At 64.9% G+C, this 24,976-nt stretch carries 27 protein-coding genes and 1 pseudogene; 15 read left to right on the top strand and 13 right to left on the bottom strand.

The features are described from left to right. The first annotated feature begins 13 nt into the window (after positions 1-13). Genes MAFF_RS20055 through MAFF_RS20035 form a run of 5 tightly spaced genes read left to right on the top strand, consistent with a single transcriptional unit; the run spans position 14 to position 6,248 of the window. The gene (locus tag MAFF_RS20055) at positions 14-2,791 is read left to right on the top strand and encodes a molybdopterin cofactor-binding domain-containing protein (protein ID WP_044551092.1); all 2,778 of its coding nucleotides are present in this window, start codon (positions 14-16) and stop codon (positions 2,789-2,791) included. Beyond that, complete coding sequence (locus MAFF_RS20050) at positions 2,788-4,329, top strand: hypothetical protein (protein WP_010912777.1); 1,542 nt, start codon at positions 2,788-2,790, stop codon at positions 4,327-4,329. The genes MAFF_RS20055 and MAFF_RS20050 overlap by 4 nt, the downstream gene beginning before the upstream one ends. Then, on the top strand, positions 4,329-5,213 hold the full coding sequence (locus tag MAFF_RS20045) for a UPF0280 family protein (RefSeq protein WP_010912776.1): 885 nt from the start codon (positions 4,329-4,331) through the stop codon (positions 5,211-5,213). Before MAFF_RS20050 ends, MAFF_RS20045 begins: the two co-directional genes overlap by 1 nt. After that, a complete protein-coding gene (locus tag MAFF_RS20040; protein WP_010912775.1) occupies positions 5,206-5,790 on the top strand; it encodes an amino acid synthesis family protein in 585 nt (194 codons plus the stop codon). Before MAFF_RS20045 ends, MAFF_RS20040 begins: the two co-directional genes overlap by 8 nt. Then, complete coding sequence (locus MAFF_RS20035) at positions 5,787-6,248, top strand: MarR family winged helix-turn-helix transcriptional regulator (RefSeq protein ID WP_010912774.1); 462 nt, start codon at positions 5,787-5,789, stop codon at positions 6,246-6,248. Before MAFF_RS20040 ends, MAFF_RS20035 begins: the two co-directional genes overlap by 4 nt. 31 nt (positions 6,249-6,279) lie before the next feature. Here MAFF_RS20035 and MAFF_RS20030 read toward each other — a convergent pair whose 3' ends face one another. The 5 genes and pseudogenes from MAFF_RS20030 to MAFF_RS20010 form a co-directional block, all read right to left on the bottom strand. Then, entirely contained in the window at positions 6,280-7,074 is a 795-nt protein-coding gene (locus MAFF_RS20030) for an inositol monophosphatase family protein (RefSeq protein WP_010912773.1), read from the bottom strand. Between the two features lie 80 nt (positions 7,075-7,154). Beyond that, positions 7,155-8,154: pseudogene (locus tag MAFF_RS20025) on the bottom strand (LLM class flavin-dependent oxidoreductase). Next, complete coding sequence (locus MAFF_RS20020; protein ID WP_010912770.1) at positions 8,151-8,987, bottom strand: arylamine N-acetyltransferase family protein; 837 nt, start codon at positions 8,985-8,987, stop codon at positions 8,151-8,153. The pseudogene MAFF_RS20025 and the gene MAFF_RS20020 overlap by 4 nt, the downstream one beginning before the upstream one ends. Before the next feature lie 71 nt (positions 8,988-9,058). After that, positions 9,059-10,228, bottom strand: coding sequence for an AI-2E family transporter (locus tag MAFF_RS20015; protein ID WP_032933935.1), 1,170 nt, complete (start codon positions 10,226-10,228; stop codon positions 9,059-9,061). 96 nt (positions 10,229-10,324) lie between these two features. After that, the gene (locus MAFF_RS20010; RefSeq protein WP_010912768.1) at positions 10,325-11,386 is read right to left on the bottom strand and encodes an LLM class flavin-dependent oxidoreductase; all 1,062 of its coding nucleotides are present in this window, start codon (positions 11,384-11,386) and stop codon (positions 10,325-10,327) included. A gap of 221 nt (positions 11,387-11,607) precedes the next feature. Here MAFF_RS20010 and MAFF_RS20005 point away from each other — a divergent pair, with 221 nt between their 5' ends. Next, positions 11,608-12,036, top strand: a complete 429-nt coding sequence (locus MAFF_RS20005; protein WP_027047610.1) for a DUF6481 family protein — start codon at positions 11,608-11,610, stop codon at positions 12,034-12,036. A 100-nt stretch (positions 12,037-12,136) separates the two neighbouring features. On the opposite strand, the gene sugE is transcribed toward MAFF_RS20005, so the two are convergent. Both sugE and MAFF_RS41180 read right to left on the bottom strand, forming a co-directional pair. Continuing rightward, positions 12,137-12,451 carry a quaternary ammonium compound efflux SMR transporter SugE gene (gene sugE / locus MAFF_RS20000; protein ID WP_010912766.1) on the bottom strand — a complete coding sequence of 105 codons (315 nt, stop codon included), beginning with the start codon at positions 12,449-12,451 and terminating at the stop codon, positions 12,137-12,139. A 203-nt stretch (positions 12,452-12,654) separates the two neighbouring features. After that, a complete protein-coding gene (locus MAFF_RS41180; protein WP_013891842.1) occupies positions 12,655-12,780 on the bottom strand; it encodes a hypothetical protein in 126 nt (41 codons plus the stop codon). A gap of 212 nt (positions 12,781-12,992) precedes the next feature. Here MAFF_RS41180 and MAFF_RS19995 point away from each other — a divergent pair, with 212 nt between their 5' ends. The 4 genes from MAFF_RS19995 (at position 12,993) to MAFF_RS19980 (ending at position 16,255) form a co-directional block, all read left to right on the top strand. Continuing rightward, positions 12,993-13,802 (top strand): transglutaminase-like domain-containing protein, encoded by an 810-nt coding sequence (locus MAFF_RS19995; RefSeq protein ID WP_010912765.1) that lies wholly within the window; start codon positions 12,993-12,995, stop codon positions 13,800-13,802. 125 nt (positions 13,803-13,927) lie between these two features. Next, positions 13,928-14,881 carry a cation diffusion facilitator family transporter gene (locus MAFF_RS19990; RefSeq protein ID WP_010912764.1) on the top strand — a complete coding sequence of 318 codons (954 nt, stop codon included), beginning with the start codon at positions 13,928-13,930 and terminating at the stop codon, positions 14,879-14,881. Between the two features lie 76 nt (positions 14,882-14,957). After that, positions 14,958-15,362 carry a GFA family protein gene (locus MAFF_RS19985; protein WP_010912763.1) on the top strand — a complete coding sequence of 135 codons (405 nt, stop codon included), beginning with the start codon at positions 14,958-14,960 and terminating at the stop codon, positions 15,360-15,362. Between the two features lie 80 nt (positions 15,363-15,442). Beyond that, positions 15,443-16,255, top strand: coding sequence for a class I SAM-dependent methyltransferase (locus MAFF_RS19980; RefSeq protein WP_010912762.1), 813 nt, complete (start codon positions 15,443-15,445; stop codon positions 16,253-16,255). Here MAFF_RS19980 and MAFF_RS19975 read toward each other — a convergent pair. Next, complete coding sequence (locus tag MAFF_RS19975; RefSeq protein WP_032932506.1) at positions 16,252-17,523, bottom strand: DNA recombination protein RmuC; 1,272 nt, start codon at positions 17,521-17,523, stop codon at positions 16,252-16,254. The genes MAFF_RS19980 and MAFF_RS19975 overlap by 4 nt on opposite strands. 103 nt (positions 17,524-17,626) lie before the next feature. On the opposite strand from MAFF_RS19975, the gene def reads away from it, so the two are divergent. From def to truA, 4 genes are all read left to right on the top strand, one after another. Further along, positions 17,627-18,157, top strand: coding sequence for a peptide deformylase (def, locus tag MAFF_RS19970; protein ID WP_010912760.1), 531 nt, complete (start codon positions 17,627-17,629; stop codon positions 18,155-18,157). Between the two features lie 6 nt (positions 18,158-18,163). Then, positions 18,164-19,117, top strand: a complete 954-nt coding sequence (fmt, locus tag MAFF_RS19965) for a methionyl-tRNA formyltransferase (protein ID WP_010912759.1) — start codon at positions 18,164-18,166, stop codon at positions 19,115-19,117. Continuing rightward, complete coding sequence (locus tag MAFF_RS19960; RefSeq protein WP_010912758.1) at positions 19,114-19,620, top strand: GNAT family N-acetyltransferase; 507 nt, start codon at positions 19,114-19,116, stop codon at positions 19,618-19,620. The genes fmt and MAFF_RS19960 overlap by 4 nt, the downstream gene beginning before the upstream one ends. A 121-nt stretch (positions 19,621-19,741) precedes the next feature. Next, complete coding sequence (truA, locus tag MAFF_RS19955; protein WP_010912757.1) at positions 19,742-20,488, top strand: tRNA pseudouridine(38-40) synthase TruA; 747 nt, start codon at positions 19,742-19,744, stop codon at positions 20,486-20,488. 21 nt (positions 20,489-20,509) lie between these two features. On the opposite strand, the gene MAFF_RS19950 is transcribed toward truA, so the two are convergent. Continuing rightward, on the bottom strand, positions 20,510-21,160 hold the full coding sequence (locus MAFF_RS19950) for a hypothetical protein (RefSeq protein ID WP_010912756.1): 651 nt from the start codon (positions 21,158-21,160) through the stop codon (positions 20,510-20,512). 5 nt (positions 21,161-21,165) lie between these two features. Next, positions 21,166-22,359 (bottom strand): succinyl-diaminopimelate desuccinylase, encoded by a 1,194-nt coding sequence (gene dapE / locus MAFF_RS19945; protein WP_010912755.1) that lies wholly within the window; start codon positions 22,357-22,359, stop codon positions 21,166-21,168. A 125-nt stretch (positions 22,360-22,484) separates the two neighbouring features. On the opposite strand from dapE, the gene MAFF_RS37845 reads away from it, so the two are divergent. Further along, positions 22,485-23,543, top strand: coding sequence for a 2-dehydropantoate 2-reductase (locus MAFF_RS37845; RefSeq protein ID WP_010912754.1), 1,059 nt, complete (start codon positions 22,485-22,487; stop codon positions 23,541-23,543). Here the strand turns inward: MAFF_RS37845 and MAFF_RS19935 are convergent. The 3 genes from MAFF_RS19935 to MAFF_RS19925 are packed head-to-tail and all read right to left on the bottom strand — an operon-like array spanning position 23,446 to position 24,965. Continuing rightward, positions 23,446-24,219 (bottom strand): hypothetical protein, encoded by a 774-nt coding sequence (locus MAFF_RS19935; protein ID WP_044548661.1) that lies wholly within the window; start codon positions 24,217-24,219, stop codon positions 23,446-23,448. The two genes, MAFF_RS37845 and MAFF_RS19935, sit on opposite strands and share 98 nt — an antisense overlap. Positions 24,220-24,232: 13 nt before the next feature. Beyond that, positions 24,233-24,610, bottom strand: coding sequence for a DUF805 domain-containing protein (locus MAFF_RS19930; RefSeq protein WP_010912753.1), 378 nt, complete (start codon positions 24,608-24,610; stop codon positions 24,233-24,235). Continuing rightward, the gene (locus MAFF_RS19925; protein WP_010912752.1) at positions 24,603-24,965 is read right to left on the bottom strand and encodes a DUF805 domain-containing protein; all 363 of its coding nucleotides are present in this window, start codon (positions 24,963-24,965) and stop codon (positions 24,603-24,605) included. Before MAFF_RS19925 ends, MAFF_RS19930 begins: the two co-directional genes overlap by 8 nt. Positions 24,966-24,976: the final 11 nt, after the last annotated feature.

Raw genomic sequence — 24,976 nt, 5'->3', positions numbered from 1 at the left:
CGACCTGGGTGGGATGCAGTCTGGCCTCGAACGCGCCGACATCGCCTTCGCGGTCAATGGCGCCGCCGTCTCGGTCAACGTGCCGCCGTTGCGGAGGCTGTCCCAGGTGCTGCGCGACGAATTGCGGCTCACCGGCACCAAGGTCGGCTGCGATGCCGGCGATTGCGGCGCCTGCACGGTGCTGGTCGACGGTGATCCGGTCTGCGCCTGCCTGATGTCGGCGGCCTCGGCCGCTGGCGCATCGGTGACGACGGTCGAAGGGCTGGCCAATGGCCGGCTTTCGGCGCTTCAGGCCTCTTTCCTGGCCCATGGCGCCGCGCAATGCGGCATCTGCACGCCGGCGCTGCTGGTGGCGGCGACAGCGCTACTGGACACGACGCCGAGACCAACCGAGACCGAGGTACAGGATGCGCTGGGCGGGATTCTGTGCCGCTGCACCGGCTACCGGAAGATCATCGCGGCGGTGATGGAGGCCTCCTCGCAAACGGCAAGCCTCGATTTCCGCCTGCCTCAGTCCGGCCATGCGATCGGCGCGTCACCCGTCAGGCTGGACGGTGTGCCAAAGGTGACCGGGGCTGAGAAATTCGGTGGCGATTCCTTCCCGGCCGATGCGCTTGCCGTGCTGGTTGTCCGTTCGCCGCACTATCACGCCGGCTTCGCCTTCGGCGATCTCGACGGGTGGACAAGGAAGCACCCCGGCATCGTCGGTATCTTCACGGCGGCCGACATTCCGGGGAAAAATTGTTTTGGCGTCATCGGCCCGTTCGCCGACCAGCCGGCGCTCGCCGAAGGGTTTGCGCGGCTGCGCGGCGAGGCGGTGGCGCTGGTCGCCGGCGAGCGTGAGGCGATCCTCGATCTGGACCTGTCGGATTTTCCGATCCGCTGGACCGAACTGCCGCATGTCCTGCAGCCCAGCGAAGCACAGGGCGAGGGTGCTGCCCTGATCCATCCGCACCGCCCCTCGAACCTGCTGACCTCCGGCTTCGTCGAGCGCGGCGACCCCGAGGCGGCGCTAGCCAATGCGGCCGTTACCGTGACGGGCGCGATCGACACCTCCTATGTCGAGCACGCCTATATCGAGCCGGAGGCCGGCCATGCCTATATGGATGGCGACACGTTGGTCGTCGTCGCCTGCACCCAGGCGCCCTATATGGACCGCGACGATATGGCGAAGGTGCTTGGTCTGCCCGTCGACAAGGTGCGCATCGTACCGACCGCCACCGGCGGCGGCTTCGGCTCCAAGCTCGACGTTTCGCTGCAGCCGCTGATCGGCCTTGTGGCGCTGAAGACCGGCCGGCCGGCCGCCTTGGCCTACACCCGCAACGAATCGATGATGTCGACCACCAAGCGCCATCCGGCCGAAATGAAGGCGACCATCGGCGCCGATGCCGACGGCCATGTCACCGGCATGATCTTTTCAGGCGATTTCAACACAGGAGCCTACGCCAGCTGGGGGCCGACCGTCGCCAACCGCGTGCCGGTGCATGCTTCCGGCCCTTATGCGACGCCGAACTACCGCGCCGAAGGCCGCGCCATCCACACGCATGGCCCGATCTCCGGCGCCTTCCGTGGCTTCGGCGTACCGCAGGCGACGATCATGCAGGAGACACTTTATGACGAGCTGGCCGGCAAGCTCGGCATCGACCGCCTCGACTTTCGCCTGAGAAACTGCCTTCGGAACGGATCCGAAACGGTTACCGGCCAGAGGCTGGAATCCGGCGTCGGCATTGCAGAATGTCTCGAGGCCTTGCGGCCGCATTGGGCACGGGCGCTGGCTGACGCGGGTGCTTTCAACAGTAACCATGCAGATAAAAAGCGCGGCGTCGGCGTGGCGTCCTGCTGGTATGGCTGCGGCAACACCTCGCTGCCCAATCCATCGACCATCCGGGTCGGCATCGCGGCTGACGGCACCGTCATCCTGCACCAGGGCGCGGTCGACATCGGCCAGGGTTCGAACACCGTCATCTCGCAGATTTGTGCCGACGCGCTTGGCCTGCCGCTGGAAAGATTCCGGTTGAAGAGCGCCGATACGGCGATCAGTCCCGATGCCGGCAAGACCTCGGCCTCGCGCCAGACCTTTGTGACCGGCAAAGCCGCCGAAAAAGCTGGCCGTGCCTTGCGCGAAAAGATCCTGCGCTTTGCCAATGTCTCCGAAAAGGCATCTCTGCAACTGGACGGCGCGGTGATCGTCATCCGCGAAGGCGAAGCCACGCGCCGCATCGATCTCGCCTCGCTCGACATGGATGCCGACGGCTTCGTCTTCCGCGCCGAGGAGACCTACGACCCGCCGACGCTGCCGCTCGATGCCAAGGGCCAGGGCAAGCCCTATGCCGTCTATGGCTATGGCGCGCAGATCGCCGAGCTCGAGGTCGATCTCAAGCTGGGCACAGTGAAGCTCCTGAAAATAACTGCCGCGCATGATGTCGGCAAGGCGATCAATCCGTTGCTGGTCGAGGGCCAGATCGAGGGCGGCATCGCGCAAGGCATCGGCATGGCGCTGATGGAAGAGTACATTCCCGGCCGCACCGAGAATTTGCACGACTATCTCATCCCAACCATCGGCGACGTGCCGCCGATCGAGACCATCCTGGTCGAGGTTCCCGATCCCGAAGGGCCGTTCGGCGCCAAGGGCCTGGGTGAGCATGTGCTGATCCCGACCGCGCCGGCGATCCTCAACGCCATCCGCCATGCCACCGGCGTGCTGGTCACCAAGGTTCCGGCGACGCCGACGCGCATCCGCGCTGGCATCCGTGAAAAAGATGGCATCCGCGAAAAGGAGGCACGCGCATGAGCGAGCTTGCCGAGCGTTTCGAGACCCATGATCCCGGCGAGAAGCAGGTGGCGGAGAAGATCCGCTGCGATGCCTGTCCGGTCATGTGCTACATAGCCGATGGCCGCACCGGCGCCTGCGACCGCTACGGCAATGCCGGCGGCCGGATCGTGCGCATGGACCCGCTGACCATTCTCGATCATGCGGCCGGGACCGGCGGGACAATCGTGCCCTTCGTCGCCGAAGGCGAGGCGTGGGACGGCGAACTGGTCAACACCGGCCGCCGGTTCGTCACGGCAATCGGCGCCGGCACCACCTATCCCGACTACAAGCCGGCGCCGTTCATCGTCAGCCAGGAGGTCGAAGGCGTCGATCTCGTCACCGTCGTCACCGAAGGCATTTTTTCGTATTGCGGCGTCAAGGTGAAGATCGACACCGACCGTCATATCGGGCCTGAAACGGCTGTCGTGCGCTCACAAGGCGAGGCGATCGGCCATGTCACGACGGGCGAATATGGCTCACAGATGCTGTCGTTGGGCGGCGTGCATCATCTGACCGGGGGCTCCAAGGCGGAAGGCCGGGCAACCTGCGACGCGCTGCTCAATCTTTGCAATCGCAAGCCGGTGGAACTGACCATCGACGGCGGTGCCACCATCATCGTCGAAGCCGGCAAACCACCTGTCATCGACGGCAAGCAGGAACACCGCATGCGCGTCGGCTGCGGCTCGGCCACGATCGGCATGTTCGCCACGCAATGGCGCGGGCTGGTCGACGAGGTGGTGGTGGTCGACGACCACATCACCGGCGTCGTCTCCGAGCATCAGGCCGGCAAGGTGCTGGGCTGGCAGGATACGGGCATCAAAATCATCGGACGCCGCTCGACGCCGGGCCGCTATTTCAAGGTCTCCGAGCCCGGCCTCGGCTGGGGCGGCACCTCGATTTCCGACCCGCTGTCGATCCTCGGTGAGTGGAACGCCAAGAAGGGCGCGCGGCCGGGCCTGTCGCTGCTGATGGTTTCGACGACCGGCGAGCAGTTCGCCTATTACGAGCTCGACGACGAATTGAAGCCGGTCGAGAAGCCGTTTCCGGAGCGGTTGCAGAAATCAGTCAACCTGATCGAGGACAATTGCGAGCCGGCTCTGTGCACCGTGCTTTTCATCGGCGGCGCCGGCGGCTCGCTGCGCGCTGGCGTCACCGAAAACCCGGTCAATCTCACCCGCTCGGTGCAAGGCCTGAAGACTTATGTGACGGTCGGCGGCGCGCCGGTCTATGTCTGGCCGGGCGGCGGCATCACGCTGATGGTCGATGTCACGCGCGTGCCGGAAGGCGCCTTCGGCTATGTGCCGACGCCGGCGCTGGTGGCGCCGATCGAGTTCACCTTGCGCCGCGACGACTATGTCAGGCTCGGCGGCTACGAAGCCGAGATCCGCAGCGTCGAGGATATCGTCGCCAAGGGCGGCGAATATCTCAACCCGCGCCACGGAACCGGTGCGCCGTCCGACAATCCATGGCCGCCGCTGGCGCAGTTGCGGCGCGCCGCGTCGAACGGAACCGGATGATGGACGGCCCGCAAGCGCATTGGCTGCAGGACGGCAAGCGGCTGCATCTCAACCATGGGCCGATCGACCTGATCATCGAGGCCTTTGGCGAGGCGCAGGAATGCCGCCTGGCCTATGAGCAAGCCGTCGCGCGGTTCCAGACGATCCTGATCGAGCTGGTCAGGGAGCTTCCCGAATTGCGGCTTCCGGCATTTTTCCTGGCGCCGCGCGCCTTTGACGGTCCGACGGCACGCCGCATGGAAGCGGCCGTCATGCCCTTGGCGGAATGTTTCATAACGCCGATGGCCGCCGTTGCGGGATCGGTAGCCGACGAAATGCTCGCCGCATTGCTTGCCGGCCGCAGGCTCGAGCGCGCCTATGTCAACAATGGCGGCGACAGCGCCCTTCACATCGGCACGGGCCGATCGATCGGTCTGGTGGTCGCCGGCACCGGCAACGGCATGGCCGACCGGATCACGATCCGCGCCGAAGATGGCGTTCGCGGCGTCGCCACCAGCGGCTGGCGCGGCCGTTCCTTCTCGCTTGGCATTGCCGACGCCGTCACCGTGCTGGCGCGGACAGGCGCAGAGGCCGATGCGGCGGCGACGCTCATTGCCAATGCGGTGGACCTGCCCGGCAATCCCGCCATCAAGCGCATTCCCGCACGTGAACTGTCGCCCGACAGCGACCTCGGCGCGCGGCTGGTGACGCAAGGCGTCGGCACGCTGGCGCCTGGCGAGGTGGCGCGGGCGCTGGACAATGGCCTTGCCGTCGCCGAAGATTTTCGCCGGCGCGGCCTGATTGCCGGATCGGCGCTGTTTCTTGGCGGTGAGGCCCGCATCAGTGGTTCCGTGGCGCTTGCCGCGCCCAACAAAAATCCGAGGGAGGAAGTTGCCCATGCCTGAGTTTCCGATCCGCAAGATTGCGGTGCTGAGCGAAGAGATCTTTCATGAGGGCGGTCCGGTCGCGGACGTGCCGCGCCGGCGTGCCGCGGCCATGGCCGTTGTCAGGAACCCGTTCGCCGGGCGCTATGTCGAGGATCTGCAGAGCGCCATGGACGATCTGAAGCCGCTTGGCCTGCTGCTTTCCGACAGGCTGATCGCCGCGTTGGGCGGCGATGTCAAACAGATCGACGGCTACGGCAAGGGCGCCATCGTCGGCACGGCGGGCGAACTGGAACACGGCGCGCTCTGGCATGTGCCGGGCGGCTACGCCATGCGCGAGCGGCTCGGCGACGCCAAGGCGATCGTGCCGTCGGCCAAGAAGGTCGGCGCCTTCGGCTCGAAGCTCGACGTGCCGCTCGGCCATATCAACGCCGCCTATGTGCGCAGCCATTTCGACGCCATGGAAGTCGGCATCAGCGACGGGCCGCGTCCCGACGAGATTCTTTTTTGTCTGGCCATGACCTGCGGGCCGCGGGTTCACAACCGCATGGGCGGGTTGGCGGCAGCCGACATCAAGGCCTGGGACGGGCTGCGGTGAGCGGCGAGGACAATCTGCTCAAGCTGGTCGAGGTCGAAGAGCCGGAGGAGCAGGATTACCTCCTGCAGGAGCAGGTCGGCTTCATCCTGCGCAAGGCGCATCAGCGCCATGTCTCGATCTTCGCCGCGCATATCGGCGACCTGACGCCGCCGCAATTCGCCGCGCTGGCCAAGCTGCGCGATGTCGGCGAGACCTCGCAGAACCAGCTCGGCACGCTGATCGCCATGGATGCGGCGACCGTGAAAGGCGTCATCGACCGGCTTAAGGCGCGCGGCCTAGTCGAGCTCTCCAAGCATGAGGTCGACAAAAGGCGGCTGCTGGTCAATCTGACTGCCGAAGGCCGCGACGCGATCGAACGGCTGATCCCGCTGGCGCGGGAGATCACCAGGGAAACGCTGGCGCCGCTCTCCGCCAAGGAGATCGCCACCTTCATGAAGCTGCTGGCCAAGCTGGCGTAGGTCTATTCGATGTCTGTTGTCTGGATCGCAATCAGGGCCTGAACACCCCGGAGCAAAGCGCCTGCAGCTTCGAAAAGACACCCTTGCCACCGGTGATGACCTGCGTGCCGTTCTGCAGCACCGTGTTGGGATCCGCCTTCAGGACGGTGCCGCCGGCTTCCTCGATCAGCAGCATGCCGGCCAGGCAGTCCCAGGCGTTCATGTGTTCTTCCACATAGCCAAGCAGCCGGCCCGAGGCCACATAGGCCAGCATCAGGGCGCCGGAGGCGTTGCGGAAGAAGACGCCGCCTTCGGCGAGGAGCTTCTTGATCAGCACGGCGATGTTCTCGGCCTCGGCCCGGTTCGAGAATCCGGTCCCCACCGAGCCTTCTTCCAGGCTGGTCGCCGCACTTGCCTTGATCGGCCTGCCGTCGATGAAGGCGCCGCCGCCGCGCCTGCCGTGGAACGTCTCGCCGGTCGACGGTTCGTGAATGACGCCGACGACCGTCTCCCCATCCCTTGCGCAAGCGATCACCACGCACCAAGCCGGAATGCCGCGCACGAAATTGGCGGTGCCGTCGATGGGATCGATGACCCAGACATGGCCGGTCGAGCTGGCGACCGAGGCATGTTCCTCGCCGACGATGCCGTCCCGCGGATAGTCCTTGGCGATCGCCGCGCGGATGAACAGCTCGACCTCGCGGTCGGCTTGCGAGACCAGGTCCTGATGGCCCTTGCTCTCGATGGTCAGGCTTTCCAGATCGCGGAAATATTCGAGCCCGAGTTCGCCGGCCCGCCGCGCCAGGTCGATGGCAAACTGCGTGCGGGCGTCAAGATCATGGGTCACGGGAAGGCTCGCTCTTGCCTGGGGATGCGCCCGCACTTAGCAGAGCATCGCTGCCGGCAAAAGCACCTGGCGGATAAATGTCAGGCCGCCTGCGACAACGATTTGTGAGCGTCAGCCAGGATCTCGAATGACCGCACCCGCGCCGCATGATCAAAGATCTGTGCGGTGACCATCAGCTCGTCGGCGCCGGTGCGGCGCACGAAGGCATCGATGCCCTGGCGGACGGTTTCGGGAGAGCCAACGACGGCGCAGGACAGCGCCTGTCCGAGCATGGTCTTGGCCATCGGGTCGAGATCGCGGTCATAATTCTCGACCGGCGGCGGCAATCGTCCGGGACGGCCGGTGCGCAGATTGACGAAGGCCTGCTGCAGCGAGGTGAACAGCAGACGCGCCTCGGCATCGGTGGGCGCGGCAAAGACGTTGAGGCCGAGCATCACATGCGGCCTGTCGAGCTGTTCCGACGGCTGGAAGCGCGAGCGGTAGATGTCCAGCGCATGATCGAGCTCTGCGGGCGAAATGCGAGGCGAAGGCATAGGGCAGGCCGAGCATGGCGGCGAGCTGCGCGCCATAGAGGCTGGAGCCAAGAATCCAGATCGGCACGGTCTGGCCCTCGCCAGGCACGGCGCGCAAGCGCTGGCCTTCCTCCGCGGGCAGGAAATAGCCCATCAGCTCGACGACATCCTGCGGGAAACTGTCAGCGCCGGCCTCGAGGTTGCGCCGCAAGGCGCGCGCGGTGTTCATGTCGGTGCCGGGAGCCCTGCCGAGACCGAGATCGATGCGGCCCGGAAACAAGGCGGCCAGCGTGCCGAATTGCTCGGCGATGACCAGCGGCGCATGGTTGGGCAGCATGATGCCGCCGGCGCCGACGCGGATGGTTTTGGTGCCGCCGGCAACATGGGCGATGACCACGGATGTGGCGGCGCTGGCAATGCCCGGCATGTTGTGGTGCTCGGCCAGCCAGTAGCGCTTGTAGCCCAGCCGCTCGGCATGGCGGGCAAGATCGAGCGAGTTGGCCAGCGACTGCGATGCATTGCTGCCTTCGACGATTGGCGACAGGTCGAGAACGGACAGTTCGGTCATGCGTTGGTCTCCACGATCTTCGTCTCACGCACCTTGGCCTCGAAAGCCGTGCGGTCGGGAATGATGATGCCGAGCAGGCCTTGCAGCGTGTCGGCAAGGTCGGCGGCGGTGGCTATCTCTGTCTGCTCGGTGCGGCCGCCAAGGTGATGGATCGACAAGCGGTTTCCCCGCAGCGCGTAGCGCCGGTCCGGCGCGGCGCGTGCCGCGATGACGGAGGAGAGGAAATGCGATGTCGGGCTGGTCGACAGGAAGTAATTGGTGACGGAGTAATCGACTTCGTATTGCGGCTGCAGGTCGAAGCGGTAGAGCGAGCGCCAGTCGCCGCCGATGGCGGCCTGCAGGCGGAAATGATCGTCGGCCTCGACGATGCGGAAAGGCTCGTGCGGGGTTTTCTGTTCGCGGCCCGGTTCCAGCAGCAGCGGCGCGGTCAGGGTCAGGCCGCCGAAGCCGACATCGGCGATGTAGGTCCGGCCGTCGAGCTCGACGCGCAAAAGCATGTGGCTGCGCGCGGTGATGGCGTCCTCGCTCTGGCCCCAGAGCACACGCGCGGCCAACCCGCCGACCTCGAAACCAAGCGCCTTCAGCGCATGCATGAAGAGCAGGTTATGTTCGAAGCAGTAGCCACCGCGCCCGCCAAGGACGATCTTGTCCTGCAGCGCGGCAAGGTCGAGCCGGACCGGGCGACCAAGAAACGGATCGATGTTCTCGAAGGGGATCGCCTGCGGATGCGCGAAATGCAGCGCCTTCAGCGTATCCAGCGACGCGTTGCGCGGACCGGTGTAACCGATGCGAGCGAGATAGGCGTCGAGGTCGAAGGGAGGAGCATCGTTCATAAGGAAGGCACCGGGCATCGATCGGCCGGATATAGGCATTCGACGCGGCCGCCGCAAACACGGCGAGCGCGCTATGCCGCCGCCTTGCCGTTGTCGTCGACGGGTTCGTCCTCCACCACGGCGGTTTGCTGCGCGGCGAGGAAATTGCCGACATGGCCAAGCCCTTCGAAATGGTCGCAGAACACCTTGATCACGACCAGCAGCGGCACCGCCATCAGCGCGCCGACGAACCCCCACAGCCACGACCAGAAGGCAATGGCGATGAAGATCGCCACCGCATTGATCTCGAGACGCCTGCCGACCACCATCGGTGTCACGAACTGGCCTTCGACGACATCGCACAAAAGCACGAAGGCCGGCGCCAGAAGCGCATAGGAAATGGTGTCGAAGCTGATCAGCGCCATCACCGCGACCAGCACAATGGTCAGCAGTGCGCCGACATAGGGCAGGAAGTTGAACAATGCCGCGGCGACACCCCAGACCAGCGGGTTGGGCATGCCGAGCGCCCAGAGGCCAAGGCCGATGACGGTGCCGAGACCCGCATTGATGATGGTGACGGTGAGCAGATAGTGCGAGATCTCGCGCTCGACGTCATAGACGACGCGCAGCGCCCGCTTCTTCTCGCTGAGGCTGGCGAAGGACTGGATGATCTTCTCGTAGAACATCGTGCCCGAGGCAAGCAGGAACAGCGACAGCACGAAGATGATGGTGAGGCTTGTTCCCGCCGACAGGATGTTGCTGGCGGCCGACGACAAGATGCCGGATTGGGCGACGGCCACCTTCTGGACGCCAGGCTCCTGCGAAGTCTCGGTCATCTGTTCGACCTGATGCGAGACCTGCATGATCTTTTCCAGCGGACGCCGCAATTGCGCCAGCCGTTCGGTGAGCTGCTGGCCGATCGACGAGGTGTTGTTGAGGAGGTCGATGACCGGACCTGAGAGCAAATAGCCGGCGATGGCGAGCACACAGATGGACAAAAGCACCAGGAGCGTCGCCGAAACCACTTCGGGAATGCCGCGCTTGCGCAGCAGCCGGACGATCGGCGTCAATGTCAGCGCCAGCAGGAAAGCCAGGATGACGGGCATGAAGAAGGCGCGGCCGAAATAGAGCGCATAGACCGTCATGAAGATGAAGATGCCGACCAGCAGCGAGCGCATCAAATGCGTGTCCGCGCGGGCCTCAACGCGCGGATCCGGGCTTTCGGCAACGCCTGCGCCCGTAGCGGCGGGTTCGGCTTTCATCATGGACCCTCAGCGGTGCACCGCGACTGGTGCAATCCGTTGACGAAAACGCCGGCGCGCCAGCAAGGTTCCTTTAGCCGGCATGGCCGCGGGTAGCTATGCGACGGGCGCTGCCACCGCGGGCGCGGACTTCGCCGTCTCCTTGCGCACGATCGGCGCCACTTTGGTGCCGTAGAGTTCGATCGCCTTCATGATCTTGGCGTGCGGCATGGTGCCGATCGCCATCTGCAGCAGGAAGCGGTCATTGTTGAAGATCCTGTGCTGGGCGACGATCTTCTCTGCTACCTGCTCGGGACTGCCGACGAACAGGGCGCCGTTGGGACCACGCGACTGGTCGAAATGCGCCCGCGATGTCGGGCCCCAGCCACGCTCGCGGCCGATGCGGTTCATCACCTCGGCCTGCGGGCCGTAGAAATCGTCGGCCGCCTGTTCGGTCGTCTCTGCGATGAAGCCGTGCACGTTGATGCTGGTGGCGAGACCCGTCGGATCGCTGCCGGCGCGCCTGGCGGCCTCGCGGTAGAGGTCGAACAGCGGCGCGAAGCGGGCCGGCTCGCCGCCGATGATGGCAAGCGCCAGCGGCAGACCGAGCGCACCCGCGCGGGCGGCGGACTGCGGCGTCCCACCAATCGCGATCCAGACCGGCAGCCTGTCCTGGAAGGGCCGGGGATAGACGCCGCGATCATTGATCGGCGCGCGCAGATTGCCGGACCAGGTGACCTTGACGCTGTCACGGATGGCGAGCAGCAGGTCGAGCTTTTCGGCGAAGAGCTCGTCATAGTCTTCCAGATTGTAGCCGAACAGCGGGAAGGATTCGATGAACGAACCGCGCCCGGCCATGATCTCGGCACGGCCGCCCGAGAGAAGATCGAGCGTGGCAAACTGCTGGAAGACGCGCACCGGATCGTCCGAAGAGAGCACGGTGACCGCACTGGTCAGCTTGATGCGCTTCGAGCGCTCGGCGGCGGCGGCGAGCGCCACGACCGGCGCGGAGGCGGCATAATCGGGCCGGTGATGCTCGCCGAGACCGAAGACGTCGAGACCGACCTGGTCGGCGAGTTCGACCTCCTCGATCAGGTTGCGCAAGCGCTCATGCGGCCCGATGGCGCCCGGGCCGGGCTGCGGGCTGACGTCGGCGAAAGTGTAGAGTCCGAGTTCCATTTGATGTCATCCTGGTGTTGGGCTTTGCAGCTAGACGTAGCGAGCGAACTGTCTTGCCGCCAGAGGCGTGGACGGTGAACAGTGCATGTCGGTTTGGTCGGGAAAAGGCGTCTCCCGGCTGCAACATCACGCAATTTCATGGCTGGCATACCGTTTTGGCGCTTGAACTCTCGGCATTCGCGCGTATGTAAGCCTCGCGAATTGACTTCAGGGAAGTGGACTTGGCTATCTACAGGGAAAAAGACATTTTCGAGCGGCGCAATGCCGCGAACGAGGCAAAGAAGGCGCTTCTGGAGCGCTTCAAGTCAAAGCCGGCGGCAGATGATCCTGCGGTGCTGGCACGACAGGCCGAACGCAAGGCAATCCTCCAGGCTCGTGAGATCCGCGAAGCCGAGAAGGCGAGGCTGAAGCAGGAAAAGCTGGCACGCGAAGCCGCCGAGAAGGCCGAGCGCGAGGCAGCAGCCGAAGCGGCACGCATCGCCGCCGAAGAGGCAGCCCAGGCCGAGGCCAAAATTCGGGAAGCCGAAGAGACCGAGCGCATTGCCCGCCTGCTCGCCGACGAGGCCGAGCGCAAGGCCAAGCGCGACGCACGCTATGCGGCGCGCAAGGCACGGACCGGCAGGGCTCCTCCGGGCTTCTCCGCCCGCTAGCAGCCTCGGCGCAGCCAAGTTCGAACATTGAATCAGGGTCGCCTTGCAGCGGCCCTGAAGGTGTTTGTGCGGCGCTTTTGCTTTTTTGGACGACTTCCGCTCAGGCCGCGAACTTCAACCCCATAATGCCGCAGACGATAAGCGCGATGCAGGCAAGCCGGATCGCGGTGGCGGGCTCGCCGAGCAGCCAGATGCCGAGCAGGGCCGTGCCGACCGTGCCGATGCCGGTCCACACCGCATAGGCGGTGCCGACGGGAAGCGCCTTCAGCGCCAGGCCGAGCAAGGTAAGACTGACGATCATCGAGGCGACCGTGAGCACGGTCGGAACCAGCCTGGTAAATCCGTCAGTGTATTTGAGGCCGATCGCCCAGCCGATTTCGAAGAGGCCGGCGAAGAATAGAAAAGTCCAGGACATCGGAACGCTCCATCCAGCATCGGGCCGGAGACTGGATCCGATCCTCAGATGCCGATCATTATGGCGGGTCGTCCCGACCGAATTCTTGGGGAGGCGCGGGGTCGTCCCCGCGCCATGGAAGTAGGTTGTCCGAAACGCCCGATCAACCCGGCGGCCTTGTCTGACGCCGCCGGTGGGATTCGCCGCGCCTGACTTGCCGAGGCCTACTTTTCCTTGATGCGCATCGCCTTGACCGGCGGCGCCTTCAGGGCGGGAGCGGGCGCCGGCTTCTTGGCATCCTTCTTCGGCTTGCGGGCTTCCTTGCCTGCCTTCATCGCGCCTTTAGCCATGATTCGTTCCTCCTGTTGCGGGGGATGAAGTGAAACAAGAGAAACGCTTTGCTGCAAGAGGGCAGTATCTGTCGTAACCGCAGGCCGACTGCTTTCAACCGGTTTCTAATTTGCTCGTAAACCATGGCCGTCCGTGCCATTCTCATCTTCGCACTGCAGCATCGACCCGCGCCTTCGCCGGGTGATCGTCGGGCAGGCCGGTCAGGACGACAATGCGGATCCACATCGGCTGCGAGATGAGCTTCGACTTCCCGCAGGAAACGCCGCTCATCGCGATGCTCAATGTCCACTATTCGCGCGCCTCCGACCTCGAGCGGCCGGATTTCCTGACCTCCAGCCCGCCAGTTCCGGTTGAGGGTTATCGCGACAGTTTCGGCAATTGGTGCAACCGCTTCGTCGCGCCGCCCGGGCGGTTCACCTTCGGTACGGATGCGGTGATCCGAGACCCCGGCACATTCGAGATGGGCGAGCCGATGGCCTGGCAGCACGAGGTGCGCGACCTGCCGGCGGAAACGCTGCTGTTCCTGCTCCCCAGCCGGTTTTGCGAGAGCGACCTGTTGGCCAGCGAAGCCTGGCGGCTGTTCGGCCATACGCCGCTTGGCATTGCGCGCGTGCAGGCGGTGTGCGACTTCGTCCACAACCACATCGTCTTCAACTACAGCAATGCGCGGCCGACGCGCACCGCGGCGGAAGCCTATCGTGAACAGAGCGGCGTGTGCCGCGACTTCGCGCATCTTGCCGTCACCTTCTGCCGGGCGCTCAACATCCCGACGCGCTACTGCACCGGCTACATCAGCGATATCGGCATGCCGAAGCCCTGGTCGGACATGGATTTCGCCGCTTGGATGGAAGTCTATCTCGGCGGCCGCTGGCACGTCTTCGACCCGCGCAACAATGCGCCGCGCATCGGCCGCATCCTGATCGCTTCCGGGCGCGACGCGGCGGATGTGCCGCTGACCCATATTTTCGGACCGGGGACACTGGCTGGCTTCAGGGTGTGGACCGACGAGATCGTCGAATAGTCGCCGTCTCCCGCCGGCCGGTCCCAAACAAATCGCGTCTTGAACGACCCGGCAGTTGGCGCGTTATGGTGGAGCCGCGGCCGTCCGGCCGTTACACGGGGCACGTTGAACGAGGACCAAACCGCATGGCCGGGCACGGCGGCTCCAAAACGGTCATCTATGCGGCGCTCGCCGGCAATCTGGCGATCGCGCTGACCAAATTCGCCGCCGCTTTCTTCACCGGCAGCTCGGCGATGCTGTCGGAAGGTGTGCATTCGCTGGTCGATACCGGCAATGGCGGCCTGCTGCTCTACGGCATGCACCGTGCCGCGCGCCCGGCCGACCGGACGCATCCGCTCGGCCATGGCCGCGAACTCTATTTCTGGAGCTTCATCGTTGCCCTCCTGGTGTTCGCGCTGGGCGCCGGCGTGTCGCTCTACGAGGGCATCATCCACATCATAGCGCCGGAGCCTGTCGCCAACGTCAAGGTCAACTATATCGTTCTGGGCCTGTCCTTCCTCTTCGAAGGCAGCTCCTGGCTGGTGGCGCTGAAGGAATTCCGCCGAGAGAAAGGCAGACAGAGCTGGCTGCAGGCCCTGCAGTCGAGCAAGGACCCGAGCGTCTATACCGTGCTGTTCGAGGACAGTGCGGCGCTTCTCGGCCTGATCGTCGCCTTTGCCGGCATATTGGCGGCGGAGCTGCTGGAGATGCCGGAACTCGACGGTGCCGCCTCGATCGGCATCGCGTTCATCCTCGGCGCCACGGCGATTTTCCTCGCCCGCGAAAGCAAGGGGCTGCTCATCGGCGAGCCGGCTTCGCCCGAAGTGCAGAAAAAGGTGCTGGCGATCGTGCAGCAGGATTCGGCGGTGCAGCGCGCGAACGGTGTCCTGACCGTCCACATGGGACCGCGGGAGATCGTTGCCGGGCTCAGTATCGAGTTCGAGGACCATCTGACCGCGCCGGAGATCGAAGCCTGTGTCGAGCGCCTGGAGGCACGACTGAAGAAGGAGATGCCGGAGATCTCGCGGCTGTTCGTCAAGCCGCAGACCACGGGCACCTGGGAGCAGCGGCGCAAGCTGGTCGAAGCCGAGTCCAGCTAGTCCTGGACCAGCGCTGCACCGTTGCCCTGGCGCATTGCCTTGCTAAGATCAGGCTACGGATTTCGGAGGAACGACCATGAAGATCGACGGCGGGTGCCATTGCGGCGCCATCACTTACGAAGCTGAGGTCGACCCGGAAAAGACCTCGATCTGCCACTGCACGGACTGCCAGCAGCTGACCGGCACGGCCTTTCGCGTCACTGTTCCCGCGCCCGAGGATCACTACCGGATCACCAGGGGCACGCCAAAAGTCTATATCAAGACCGGATCGAGCGGCGCCAAGCGCGCCCAGGCCTTCTGCGGCGAGTGCGGTTCGCATCTTTACGCGACGTCTGTTGGCGATGGCCCGAAGGTCTATGGAATCAGAGCAGGCACCGCGCGGCAACGCGAGGATCTGGTGCCAACGCAACAGAAGTGGCACCGGTCGGCCCTGCACTGGCTTCCGAAATTCGAGGGCATAAGCATCGTGGAGGAGCAGTAGCGCCGGCCTCTCGGTCGAAAGCCGCCCAGGACAAGCAATTCTATGCTAGCTTCGCTCACCATCAAGGGCGGGCGATAGCGATGTTGGAAGCGGACAAACTGTTTGCCGGCTCGATCCCGGAAAACTACGACCGCTATATGGTGCCGTTGATTTTCGAGCCGTTCGCCGTGGACCTTGCACGGCGGGCAGCGTCCTTCTCGCCCCAAGCCGTGCTGGAAGTCGCCGCCGGCACCGGGGTCGTCACCCGCGTCTTGGCGCCAAAACTATCCCCTGACGCAATCTATGTCGTGACCGACCTCAACCAGCCGATGCTCGACTATGCCGCTTCGCGACAAGCTCCCGACGCTCGCGTCCATTGGCGCCAGGCCGATGCGCTCGCGCTGCCGTTCGAGGACGCGGCCTTCGATCTGGTTTGCTGCCAGTTCGGCGCGATGTTCTTTCCCAGCCGTCCATCCGCCTACCGCGAGGCCAGGCGGGTGCTGAAGCCCGGCGGACATTTCCTGTTCAACGTATGGGACCGCATCGAGGAGAATATCTTCGCCGATGATGTGACCAATGCGCTGGCCAGGATTTTCCCGAACGATCCGCCGCGCTTTCTCGCCCGCACACCGCATGGCTATCACGATACGGCATTGATCCGCGGCGAGCTGGAAGAGGCCGGTTTCTCCGATGTGGCGATCGAGACGAGAGCCGAACAAAGCCGTGCCCCTTCGCCGCGCATTCCGGCCGTCGCCTATTGCCAGGGAACCGTGCTTCGCACCGAAATCGAGGCCAGGGACCCCGGGAAACTCGACGTGGCAACGGACTACGCCGCATCCGCGATTGCGGCCAGACATGGCAGCGGCGCTGTTGCCGCCAAAATCCAGGCACATGTCATCGTGGCGTTGGCCTAGTCGTCGCCTTCGACGACCCGCAGCCTGAGCTGCCCGGTCTTTGAATCGGCAACGCGCGGGCCGGGCTCGAGTTTCGCGGCCGGCGCCCGTGACGGCGTCTCCGAGCCGGCATCGCCATCGGCCTGCGCACCGAACTCCAGCGCCTCGATCTTCTGGCCGCGCTTGGTCACTTTCGATGTCGAGACGAGGATATCGTCAATGTCCTTGGCCGACTGGCCAAAATGCACCTGCAGCTTGCGCACGCGCTCGTCGACGCGCGCGACATCCTCCATCAGCCGGATGACCTCGCCCTGGATCAGATGCGCCTGTTCGCGCATGCGGGCGTCCTTGAGGATCGCCTGGATGACCTGGATCGACAGCATCAGCAGCGACGGCGAGACGATGACGACGCGGGCGCGGTGCGCCTTGTGGACGATCGCCTCGAAATTCTCGTGGATCTCGGCGAACACCGATTCCGACGGCACGAACATGAAGGCGGTGTCCTGCGTCTCGCCCTGGATCAGGTATTTTTCCGAGATGTCGCGGACATGGATCTCGATGTCGCGGCGGAAGGCCTGGGACGCGACTTTCTGCAGGTCGGCGCCGTCGGCGGCGCGGATGGCATTCCAGGCCTCCAGCGGAAACTTGGCATCGATGGCCAGTGACGGCGCGCCGTTCGGCATCTTCACCAGGCAATCGGGCCGGCTGCCATTCGACAGCGTCGCCTGGAATTCATAGGCGCCATGCGGCAGGCCGTCGGCGACGATCGCCTCCATGCGCGACTGGCCGAAGGCGCCGCGCGTCTGTTTGTTGGAGAGGATGGCCTGCAACTGCACGACCTGGCCGGCAAGCGACTGGATGTTGCCTTGCGCGGTGTCGATGATCGCCAGCCGCTCCTGCAGTTTGGCCAGGCTCTCATGCGTGGATTTGGTCTGTTCGGTCATGGTCTGGCCGATGCGGCCGGTCATGGCGTCGAGGCGCTGGCCGATCGACTGCGTCAACTCCGCCTGGCGCGCGCCGAACACTTCGGCAATGGCGCCCATGCGGCCCTGCATCTCGGCTTGGCTTTGCAGGATGCCGGCCATCCGCGCCTCGGCGTCGCGGGCATGGTCGGCGGCTTCCGCGGCAGCGACCGCGCGCGCCTTGGCCGACCGCCACAGCGCGACGACCAGCGCCAGGAACAGGCCGAGAAACAACAAGGCGCCGAAGGCCAGCGCGTGGCCGAGCGTGATTGTCGACGCGCCAAGCCGTGCGACGGGCTGCGAAAGGATGGTGTTCAGATCATTCATGTGGACAGCATAGCCGATTCGGTGGCCCGGCACAGATCAAAACGTGAACGATACTCAGGTCCACCGGTTGACGCTTTTCGCTGGACGTCTTACGTGGGACGCCATGCCGATCAAGCCACTCATCATCCTTCCCGATCCCATCCTGCGCCAGGTTTCCAAGCCGGTGGAGCGCGTCGACGCGCCTTTGCGCAAACTGGCCGACGACATGCTGGCGACCATGTATGACGCGCCCGGCATCGGGCTGGCGGCAATCCAGATCGGCGAACCGCTGCGCATGCTGGTGATCGATCTCGCCAAGGAAGACGAAACGCCGGCGCCGCATGTCTTCATCAACCCGGAGATCCTGGAAAGCGCCGAGGCGCGCTCCGTCTACGAGGAAGGCTGCCTGTCCATTCCCGACTATTACGCCGAGGTGGAGCGCCCGGCTTCCGTGCGCGTGAAATATCTCGACCGCGACGGCAAATTGCAGGAGATGGAGGCCGAGGGACTGATGGCGACCTGCCTGCAGCACGAGATCGATCATCTCAACGGCGTGCTGTTCATCGACCACATCTCGAAGCTGAAGCGCGACATGGTGGTGAAGAAGTTCAAGAAGCTCGCCAAGGACAAGGCGCCGGGCAAGCTGGTGGGATAGGGGAAAATGCCCCTTCGCGTCATCTTCATGGGCACGCCGGAGTTTTCGGTGCCGACGCTGCGCGCGATCGCCAAGGCCGGACATGAGATTTCCGCCGTCTACACGCAGCCGCCGCGCGCCGCCGGCCGGCGCGGACTGGAGTTGACGCCTTCACCGGTGCAGCGCGAGGCCGAGCGGCTGGGCATCGAGGTGCGGACGCCGACATCCCTCAAGGGCGAGGCCGAACAGGCCGCTTTCAACGCCCTGCGGGCCGATATCGCCGTGGTCGTGGCCTATGGTTTGCTGCTGCCGAAGGTAATTCTCGACGCACCCCGGCTTGGCTGCATCAACGGCCATGCATCGCTTCTGCCGCGCTGGCGCGGTGCCGCCCCCATCCAGCGCGCCATCATGGCTGGTGACCTGGAAAGCGGCATGATGGTTATGCGCATGGAAGAGGGTCTCGACACCGGCCCGGTGGGATTGCTTGAAAAATGCGCCATCGACCCCGATATGACAGCCGGCGATCTGCATGATCGGTTGATGCGCGTCGGTGCTGCCCTGATGGTGGAAGCGCTGGCGCGGCTGGCAAAGAACACCCTGACATTTACCGCGCAAGCGGCGGAAGGGGTGACTTACGCCAGAAAAATCGATAAATCCGAGACGCGCGTGGACTGGACGCGGCCCGCGGCCGAGGTCCACAACCACCTTCGTGGCCTGTCGCCCTTTCCCGGCGCCTGGTCCGAAATTGACATTGGCGGCCGCATGGAACGGCTGAAACTGCTTCGCTCGACGCTGTCCGATGGCCTGTCGCCTTCGGAAGATTTGGGCGAGTCGGGAGGAATTCTCGATGACCGGCTGACGGTCGCCTGCGGGGCAGGCGCGATCAGACTGGTCGAAGTTCAACGTGCGGGCGGAAAGCCCGCCGCCGCGTCGGAATTCCTGCGCGGAGCCAAGATCGTAAAAGGAATGAAGTTCTCATGAGCATGATGTCGATACGCGCGGCGACGCCGCGGGATCGCGAGGCCATTCGCCTCGTCGAGGAACACGCCTTCGGCCAGCAGGCGGAGGCCGGGCTGGTCGACGCGCTGGTCACCGGCGGCGACGCCGTCGTCGAACTGGTGGCGGAAGAAGACGGCCAGGCGGTCGGCCACATCCTGTTTTCCCGGCTGTTCGTCCAGACTGGCGGCAGGAGCTTCGCGGCGGTGGCGCTGGCGCCGCTGGCGGTGGAACCTTCGTTCCATGGCAGCGGCATAGGCGGCGCGCTGATCCGCGAGGCGCATATCCGGCTGAAGGATGCCGGCGAGACGCTGGCGGTGGTGCTGGGCGACCCGGCCTATTATGGCCGTTTCGGCTACAGCCATGCGCGGGCCGAGAAGTTCGAGAGCGAATACCAGGGCGAGGCGCTGCAGGCGCTGGCCTGGGGCGACGCTCCGGAGGCCGGCAGGCTGGTCTACGCTTCCGCCTTCACCGCTCTCGCCGCGTAGAGCAGTCCACCGTTTCATGGAAACGGTGACCTGCTCTACCTCTTTGTTTTAACGCAATTCCGGACGGAAAACCGTTTCACACTTTTCCTGGAATTGCTCAAGGCGAGAGCTCTAGCCGCAAATGCCGCGTTTTCGCCTCGACATCGAATATGACGGCAGCCTGTTCGCCGGCTGGCAGCATCAGGCCGACCAGCCTTCGGTGCAGCAGGCGATCGAGCAGGCGATCGAGAAATTCTGCGGCGAGGCGGTGCGGTTGCGCGCCGCCGGCCGCACCGATGCCGGCGTGCATGCGAGCGCCCAGGTGGCGCATGTCGACCTCGCCAAGCCATGGCCCGGCGACAAGGTGCGCGATGCCGTCAACGCCCATCTGCAGGCGGCCGGCGCGCATGTCGCCATCCTGAAAGCGGCGATCGTCCCGGACGATTTCGACGCCCGCTTCTCTGCCACCGGGCGCCACTATCTCTATCGCATCCTCAACCGGCGTGCGCCCGCGGCACTGGAAAAGGGCAAGGTGTGGTGGGTGCCGAAGCGGCTCGATGCCGGCGCCATGCACGAGGCCGCGAAACTCCTGCTCGGCCGGCATGACTTCACCACCTTCCGTTCGACCCAGTGCCAGGCCAACAGCCCGGTTCGGACGCTGGAACGCCTCGATGTTAGCCGGGCGGGCGACATGATCGAGGTGAGGGCTTCGGCCCGTTCCTTCCTGCACAACCAGGTGCGCTCCATGGTCGGCTCGCTCAAGCGCGTCGGCGATGGCGGCTGGACCGAGGCCGAGCTCAAGGCGGCGCTCGAAGCGCGCGACCGCGCCGCCTGCGGCCAGGTGGCGCCGCCCGACGGGCTTTTTCTCATCGGCGTCGATTATCCCTGAATAGGGTCGGGGGGCTTCTGTTCAGAGCCCGGCAGGCTCTAACCCCGGGAACGGTCCGGAAAGGCTTTGAGCCCCGATATCGTCCGGCACGGAGATGCCAAGCAGCATCTGCAGCCCGAACAGCACCAGCAGCGAAGCGATGAACATGCCGACGAAAACGGCGGTGCCGACCGCCGCGCCCTTGCCGATCGTGGCATTGGTCATGCGCCAGGTCAGCACCATCGACAGGGCAAACAGCAGCAGCGACACAAGGCTCGAGACCTGGCTTGCCGACGACAGGAAAAGCCGGATCAGCGCCGAGGGCAGCATCAGCCAGGCGGTAATGGCGGAAGCCCAGTTGCTGGCGACGACATAGTGCACGAAGCGCCCGCCAATGCCGGCGCGCGGCGCGACCAAAGCGAGCGCGATCAACGGCAGCACCCAGGAACCGATATCGACCGTCGCCAGGCGCAACAGCATGCCGAAACGGCCCACGAAGGCGTCGGGATCGCCGATCTGGTTGGCGATGCCGACCCAGCTGACGATCAGCGCCGGCGCGGCAACGACGATGGCGAAGAAGGAATTCCAGAATCCGTCGGCCGACAGGTCGAGCAGGCGCAGGCCGTCGACCTTGCCGAGCATCAGCCGCCAGGCACCAGTGAGCGAAGCTTGGGTTTCATCCGCCGAAAGCATGCTGCTCAGCCCTGCCCGAACCAGTCTTCGATGAAGCGCTGGTAGATCCGCGTCAGCGTTTCGAGATCGGCAAGGGCGACGCGCTCGTCGACCATATGCATGGTCTTGCCGACCAGGCCGAACTCGACCACCGGGCAGTAATCCTTGATGAAGCGCGCATCCGACGTGCCGCCCGAAGTGGACAATGTCGGCTCCTTGCCGACCGCCGCCTTGATCGAGCCGGCAAGCGTGTCGACCAACTTGTCGTCGCGGGTCAGGAAGACATGGCTCGGCCGGTCGCGCCAGACGAGGTCATAGTCGACCGGTGTCTTCTTGCCCGGCCGATACTTCTTGCGCTTCGCCGCCTGGTCGAGCCGGTTGTGGATTTCGGCCTGGACGGTCTCGGCCGTCCAGGTGTCGTTGAAGCGGATGTTGAAGGTCGCGGTCGCCTTCGCGGGGATGACATTGGTGGCCGGGTTGCCGACATCGATGGAGGTGACCTCCAGATTGGTCGGTTGGAAATCCTTGGTTCCCTTGTCGAAGACGGGATGCAGCAGGGCATCGACCAGGCCCATCAAGCCGCGCACCGGATTGTCGGCAAGCTGCGGATAGGCGGCATGGCCCTGACGGCCATTGACCGTGATCGAACCGGACAGCGAGCCGCGGCGGCCGATCTTGATCATGTCGCCAAGCGTGTCCGGGTTGGTCGGCTCGCCAACGATCGAGGCATCCCATTTCTCGCCCCTGGAAGCGGCCCATTCGAGCAGCTTGACCGTGCCGTTGATGGCCGGGCCTTCCTCGTCACCGGTGATCAGCAGCGAGACCGAGCCCTTGGGGCCGCCATTGTTCTCGACATGGCGCGCTATCGCCGCGACGAAGCAGGCAATGCCGCCCTTCATGTCGACGGCGCCACGGCCATACATCTCGCCATTGGCGATCTCGGCGGCGAAAGGCGGATGCGTCCAGGCGGCTTCGTCGCCGACCGGCACGACATCGGTATGGCCGGCGAACATCAGATGCGGGCCGTTGCCGGACCGCCTCGCATAGAGGTTCTCGATGTCCGGCGTGCCGTCTTCCGAAAAGACGGGCCGGTCGACCAGGAAGCCGAGCGGCTTCAGCATCGTTTCCAGCGCGCCCAGCGCGCCGCCTTCGGCTGGAGTCACCGAGGCGCAACGGATAAGGGCGGCGAGGTTTGCGGCGGGGTCGGTCGGCAGCGTCATGGCAAAAGCGATAGTCGAAAGCTGAGGGCCTGTCACGGGCAGACATGGGGGCCAGCCCAATGGCAGACGATGCCGCCGACATTATGGTTTTCATGTCGTATAGTCGGGCCGGTGCGGAGTAAGACATGGCAGACGGGGAAAAACGGATCGTCATCGCCGGTGCCGGCAGCATCGGCTGTTATGTCGGCGGTTGCCTGGCACTCGCCGGGCGGCAGGTTGTCCTGCTGGCGCGGCCACGCATCGAGGCGGCGCTGCGGCAGGACGGATTGCGCGTCAGCGACCTTGACGGCCGCGATCGCCTGGTCAAGCCCGACGCACTCGGGATCACCGCCGATCCCGCCGTCGCGCTGCCTGAGGCGGATGTGATCCTGGTGACCGTCAAGAGCGGCGCCACGCAGGAGATGGCAGCGCTGATCGAGGCCCATGCCCGCCCCGATGCGGTGGTGGTCAGCCTGCAGAACGGCGTCGACAATGCCGACAGACTGCGCGCCGGGTCTGGCCAGCGAACCGTGCTGGCCGGCATGGTGCCGTTCAATGTGGTGCAATCGCCTGACGGCGAGCTGCCGCTGCCCGTCCACCGCGCCAGCGAGGGCAAGGTTATGATCGAGGACGGCGGCGCCGGACTTGCCGGTCTTCTTGATGTCGCCCGTCTTCTTGATGTCGAGGGGCTGGCGGTCGAGACACATGGCGACATGAAAGCCGTGCTGTGGGGCAAGCTTTTGATGAACCTCAACAACGCGCTGGTGGCGCTGTCGGACCTGCCGCTGGCGCGCGAACTCGCCGATCGCCGCTGGCGGCTGATCCTGGCCGGCCAGATCGACGAGGCGCTGCGGGCGATGAAAGCCTCCGGCATCGTGCCAGCGCGGATCGCCGGACTGCGGCCGGCGCTGCTGCCGAAAGTGCTGCGGCTGCCGGACTGGCTGTTCAAACTGCTGGCGCGGCGCATGCTGGCGATCGACCCCGAGGCGCGCTCGTCGATGTGGGACGATCTGCAGCGCGGCCGGCCGACGGAGATCGGCGAACTGCAAGGCGCGGTGCTCGGCCTCGCCCAGAGAACGGGGACGCCGGCGCCGCTCTTGAAAAACGTTAACGCTTTGGTGCGCGCGGCGGAAGCGGCGCGGCTTGGCGCGCCCGGGCTGGCGCCGGAACAGGTTGCTCCGCCGGGTGCCTCTCGATCAGCGTGATCTTCTGCCAGATCTTGCGCGACAGGTTCGAGCTCAAATTCTCGATATCATTGACGCCGTCGATGACGACGTCATCATTGACCGACTGGGCGAAGAGCGCGGCGATCTTGCCGGTGATCGACAGCATTTCCGAGCAATAATCCAGATAGCGGGCAAGGTCGGCGGCATTGGTGATGCGGGCCGGCGAGTGCGAGGTTGGCTTGAAACTGGCCGAAAGTGCGGCCGGATCCTTGGTCAGCTGGTGCATGTCGATGACATGGATCAGCGAGCGCAGGCCATGCAGCTGGCGAAACACCTTCTTGCGCTTGATGCGCTCCTCGGTGCGGATCAGCGCCAGCAGGCCGAGCACGGCGAGAATGCAGGTGTTGATCGACGCCTCGATGCCTTGCACCGATTGCAGGGCATCGTCGTTTCCGGAGATGCGGTCCAGGGGCAGGATCGTGCCGACGAACAGGAACACCAGCACACCGGCGATGAAGGCGGCGGCGATCACGCCTCGCAGCCACCAGATCGGCTCCTCGAGCGCCTTTGCCGCCTTGGCCAGATCGCGCGACAGCGACACCAGTTCGCCGGCAACGCCGCGCAGCCCGGCCTTGGGAAACCGTTCTGCAACGCGGCTCTCCAGCCGTTCGGCGGTCTCTATGATCAGTTTCGGATCAAGCGTACGGTAGCGCATGTCCGATCGGCCCTCAGGGTTGCGCCGGCTCGTTGGTGCGCCGGCCATAGCGGTTAGGCCCAGGCTGCCCTGGAAACAGGCACAACACAAGAAAGGCGACGATCGAGACGACCGGCACGAACAGGATCAGCGCGGCAATGCCAGGCTTGTCGAGGTCGTGCAGCCGCTTCACCGCCAGCGCGATATTCGACCATAGCGAGGCAATGAAGGCGATGAAGAAGATGAACGACCACATATTGCTCTCGGCCGAGCCTTCCGGCACCAGCGTAAAGCGGTAGAGCGGGAAGGCCTGGATGATGGCGACGAGCAGGCCACCAAGAAAATAGGCCGCGCGACTGACGCGGCCCGATGTCTTGAAGAAAAGCCAGGTGAGATTTGAACTGTCAGGCAAGCGGGTCCGGTCCGTATTGATTGGCACCTCTGGTGCCTTCGAGAATGCCGCATTCCACCAGAAACCAGATCTCGCCGATGAAAGGCACCAGTATGATCAGGCTCCACCAGCCCGACTTGCCGCGATCATGCCAGCGCTTGGCGTAGACTGCGAGTGCGAAATAGATCGAGGCCAGCGCGGTGAGGATGCCGACGATACCGATCTGGCCGCCGCTGGCGGTGGTGATGCGTGTGCCCAGGATCGCATCGATAATGAAGGCAACGATACCAATGACGATGAAGACCCCGATCGCGGCCCAGAATTTGGCACGATTGATGCGACCGTCGAAACTCGTCAGCAGATATTTCCAGTCCATGTCACCCCTCC

The organism is Mesorhizobium japonicum MAFF 303099, assembly GCF_000009625.1.
Lineage (GTDB): Bacteria > Pseudomonadota > Alphaproteobacteria > Rhizobiales > Rhizobiaceae > Mesorhizobium > Mesorhizobium japonicum.
Note: the sequence above shows the minus strand (reverse complement) of the source record. Positions and strands in the feature narration are given on the sequence as shown.

Coding starts and splice junctions, on each gene's coding strand:
- MAFF_RS20050 (WP_010912777.1), top strand. CDS start 2,788: ATGAGCGAGCTTGCCGAGCGTTTCGAGACCCATGATCCCGGCGAGAAG.
- MAFF_RS20045 (WP_010912776.1), top strand. CDS start 4,329: ATGGACGGCCCGCAAGCGCATTGGCTGCAGGACGGCAAGCGGCTGCAT.
- fmt (WP_010912759.1), top strand. CDS start 18,164: ATGCCCCTTCGCGTCATCTTCATGGGCACGCCGGAGTTTTCGGTGCCG.
- MAFF_RS19990 (WP_010912764.1), top strand. CDS start 13,928: ATGGCCGGGCACGGCGGCTCCAAAACGGTCATCTATGCGGCGCTCGCC.
- MAFF_RS19985 (WP_010912763.1), top strand. CDS start 14,958: ATGAAGATCGACGGCGGGTGCCATTGCGGCGCCATCACTTACGAAGCT.
- MAFF_RS19995 (WP_010912765.1), top strand. CDS start 12,993: ATGCGGATCCACATCGGCTGCGAGATGAGCTTCGACTTCCCGCAGGAA.
- sugE (WP_010912766.1), bottom strand. CDS start 12,451: ATGTCCTGGACTTTTCTATTCTTCGCCGGCCTCTTCGAAATCGGCTGG.
- MAFF_RS20040 (WP_010912775.1), top strand. CDS start 5,206: ATGCCTGAGTTTCCGATCCGCAAGATTGCGGTGCTGAGCGAAGAGATC.
- MAFF_RS20020 (WP_010912770.1), bottom strand. CDS start 8,987: ATGAACGATGCTCCTCCCTTCGACCTCGACGCCTATCTCGCTCGCATC.
- truA (WP_010912757.1), top strand. CDS start 19,742: ATGCCGCGTTTTCGCCTCGACATCGAATATGACGGCAGCCTGTTCGCC.
- MAFF_RS20015 (WP_032933935.1), bottom strand. CDS start 10,228: ATGAAAGCCGAACCCGCCGCTACGGGCGCAGGCGTTGCCGAAAGCCCG.
- MAFF_RS37845 (WP_010912754.1), top strand. CDS start 22,485: ATGGCAGACGGGGAAAAACGGATCGTCATCGCCGGTGCCGGCAGCATC.
- MAFF_RS41180 (WP_013891842.1), bottom strand. CDS start 12,780: ATGGCTAAAGGCGCGATGAAGGCAGGCAAGGAAGCCCGCAAGCCGAAG.
- MAFF_RS20055 (WP_044551092.1), top strand. CDS start 14: ATGCAGTCTGGCCTCGAACGCGCCGACATCGCCTTCGCGGTCAATGGC.
- def (WP_010912760.1), top strand. CDS start 17,627: ATGCCGATCAAGCCACTCATCATCCTTCCCGATCCCATCCTGCGCCAG.
- MAFF_RS19980 (WP_010912762.1), top strand. CDS start 15,443: ATGTTGGAAGCGGACAAACTGTTTGCCGGCTCGATCCCGGAAAACTAC.
- dapE (WP_010912755.1), bottom strand. CDS start 22,359: ATGACGCTGCCGACCGACCCCGCCGCAAACCTCGCCGCCCTTATCCGT.
- MAFF_RS20010 (WP_010912768.1), bottom strand. CDS start 11,386: ATGGAACTCGGACTCTACACTTTCGCCGACGTCAGCCCGCAGCCCGGC.
- MAFF_RS19935 (WP_044548661.1), bottom strand. CDS start 24,219: ATGCGCTACCGTACGCTTGATCCGAAACTGATCATAGAGACCGCCGAA.
- MAFF_RS19960 (WP_010912758.1), top strand. CDS start 19,114: ATGAGCATGATGTCGATACGCGCGGCGACGCCGCGGGATCGCGAGGCC.
- MAFF_RS19925 (WP_010912752.1), bottom strand. CDS start 24,965: ATGGACTGGAAATATCTGCTGACGAGTTTCGACGGTCGCATCAATCGT.
- MAFF_RS19975 (WP_032932506.1), bottom strand. CDS start 17,523: ATGAATGATCTGAACACCATCCTTTCGCAGCCCGTCGCACGGCTTGGC.
- MAFF_RS19950 (WP_010912756.1), bottom strand. CDS start 21,160: ATGCTTTCGGCGGATGAAACCCAAGCTTCGCTCACTGGTGCCTGGCGG.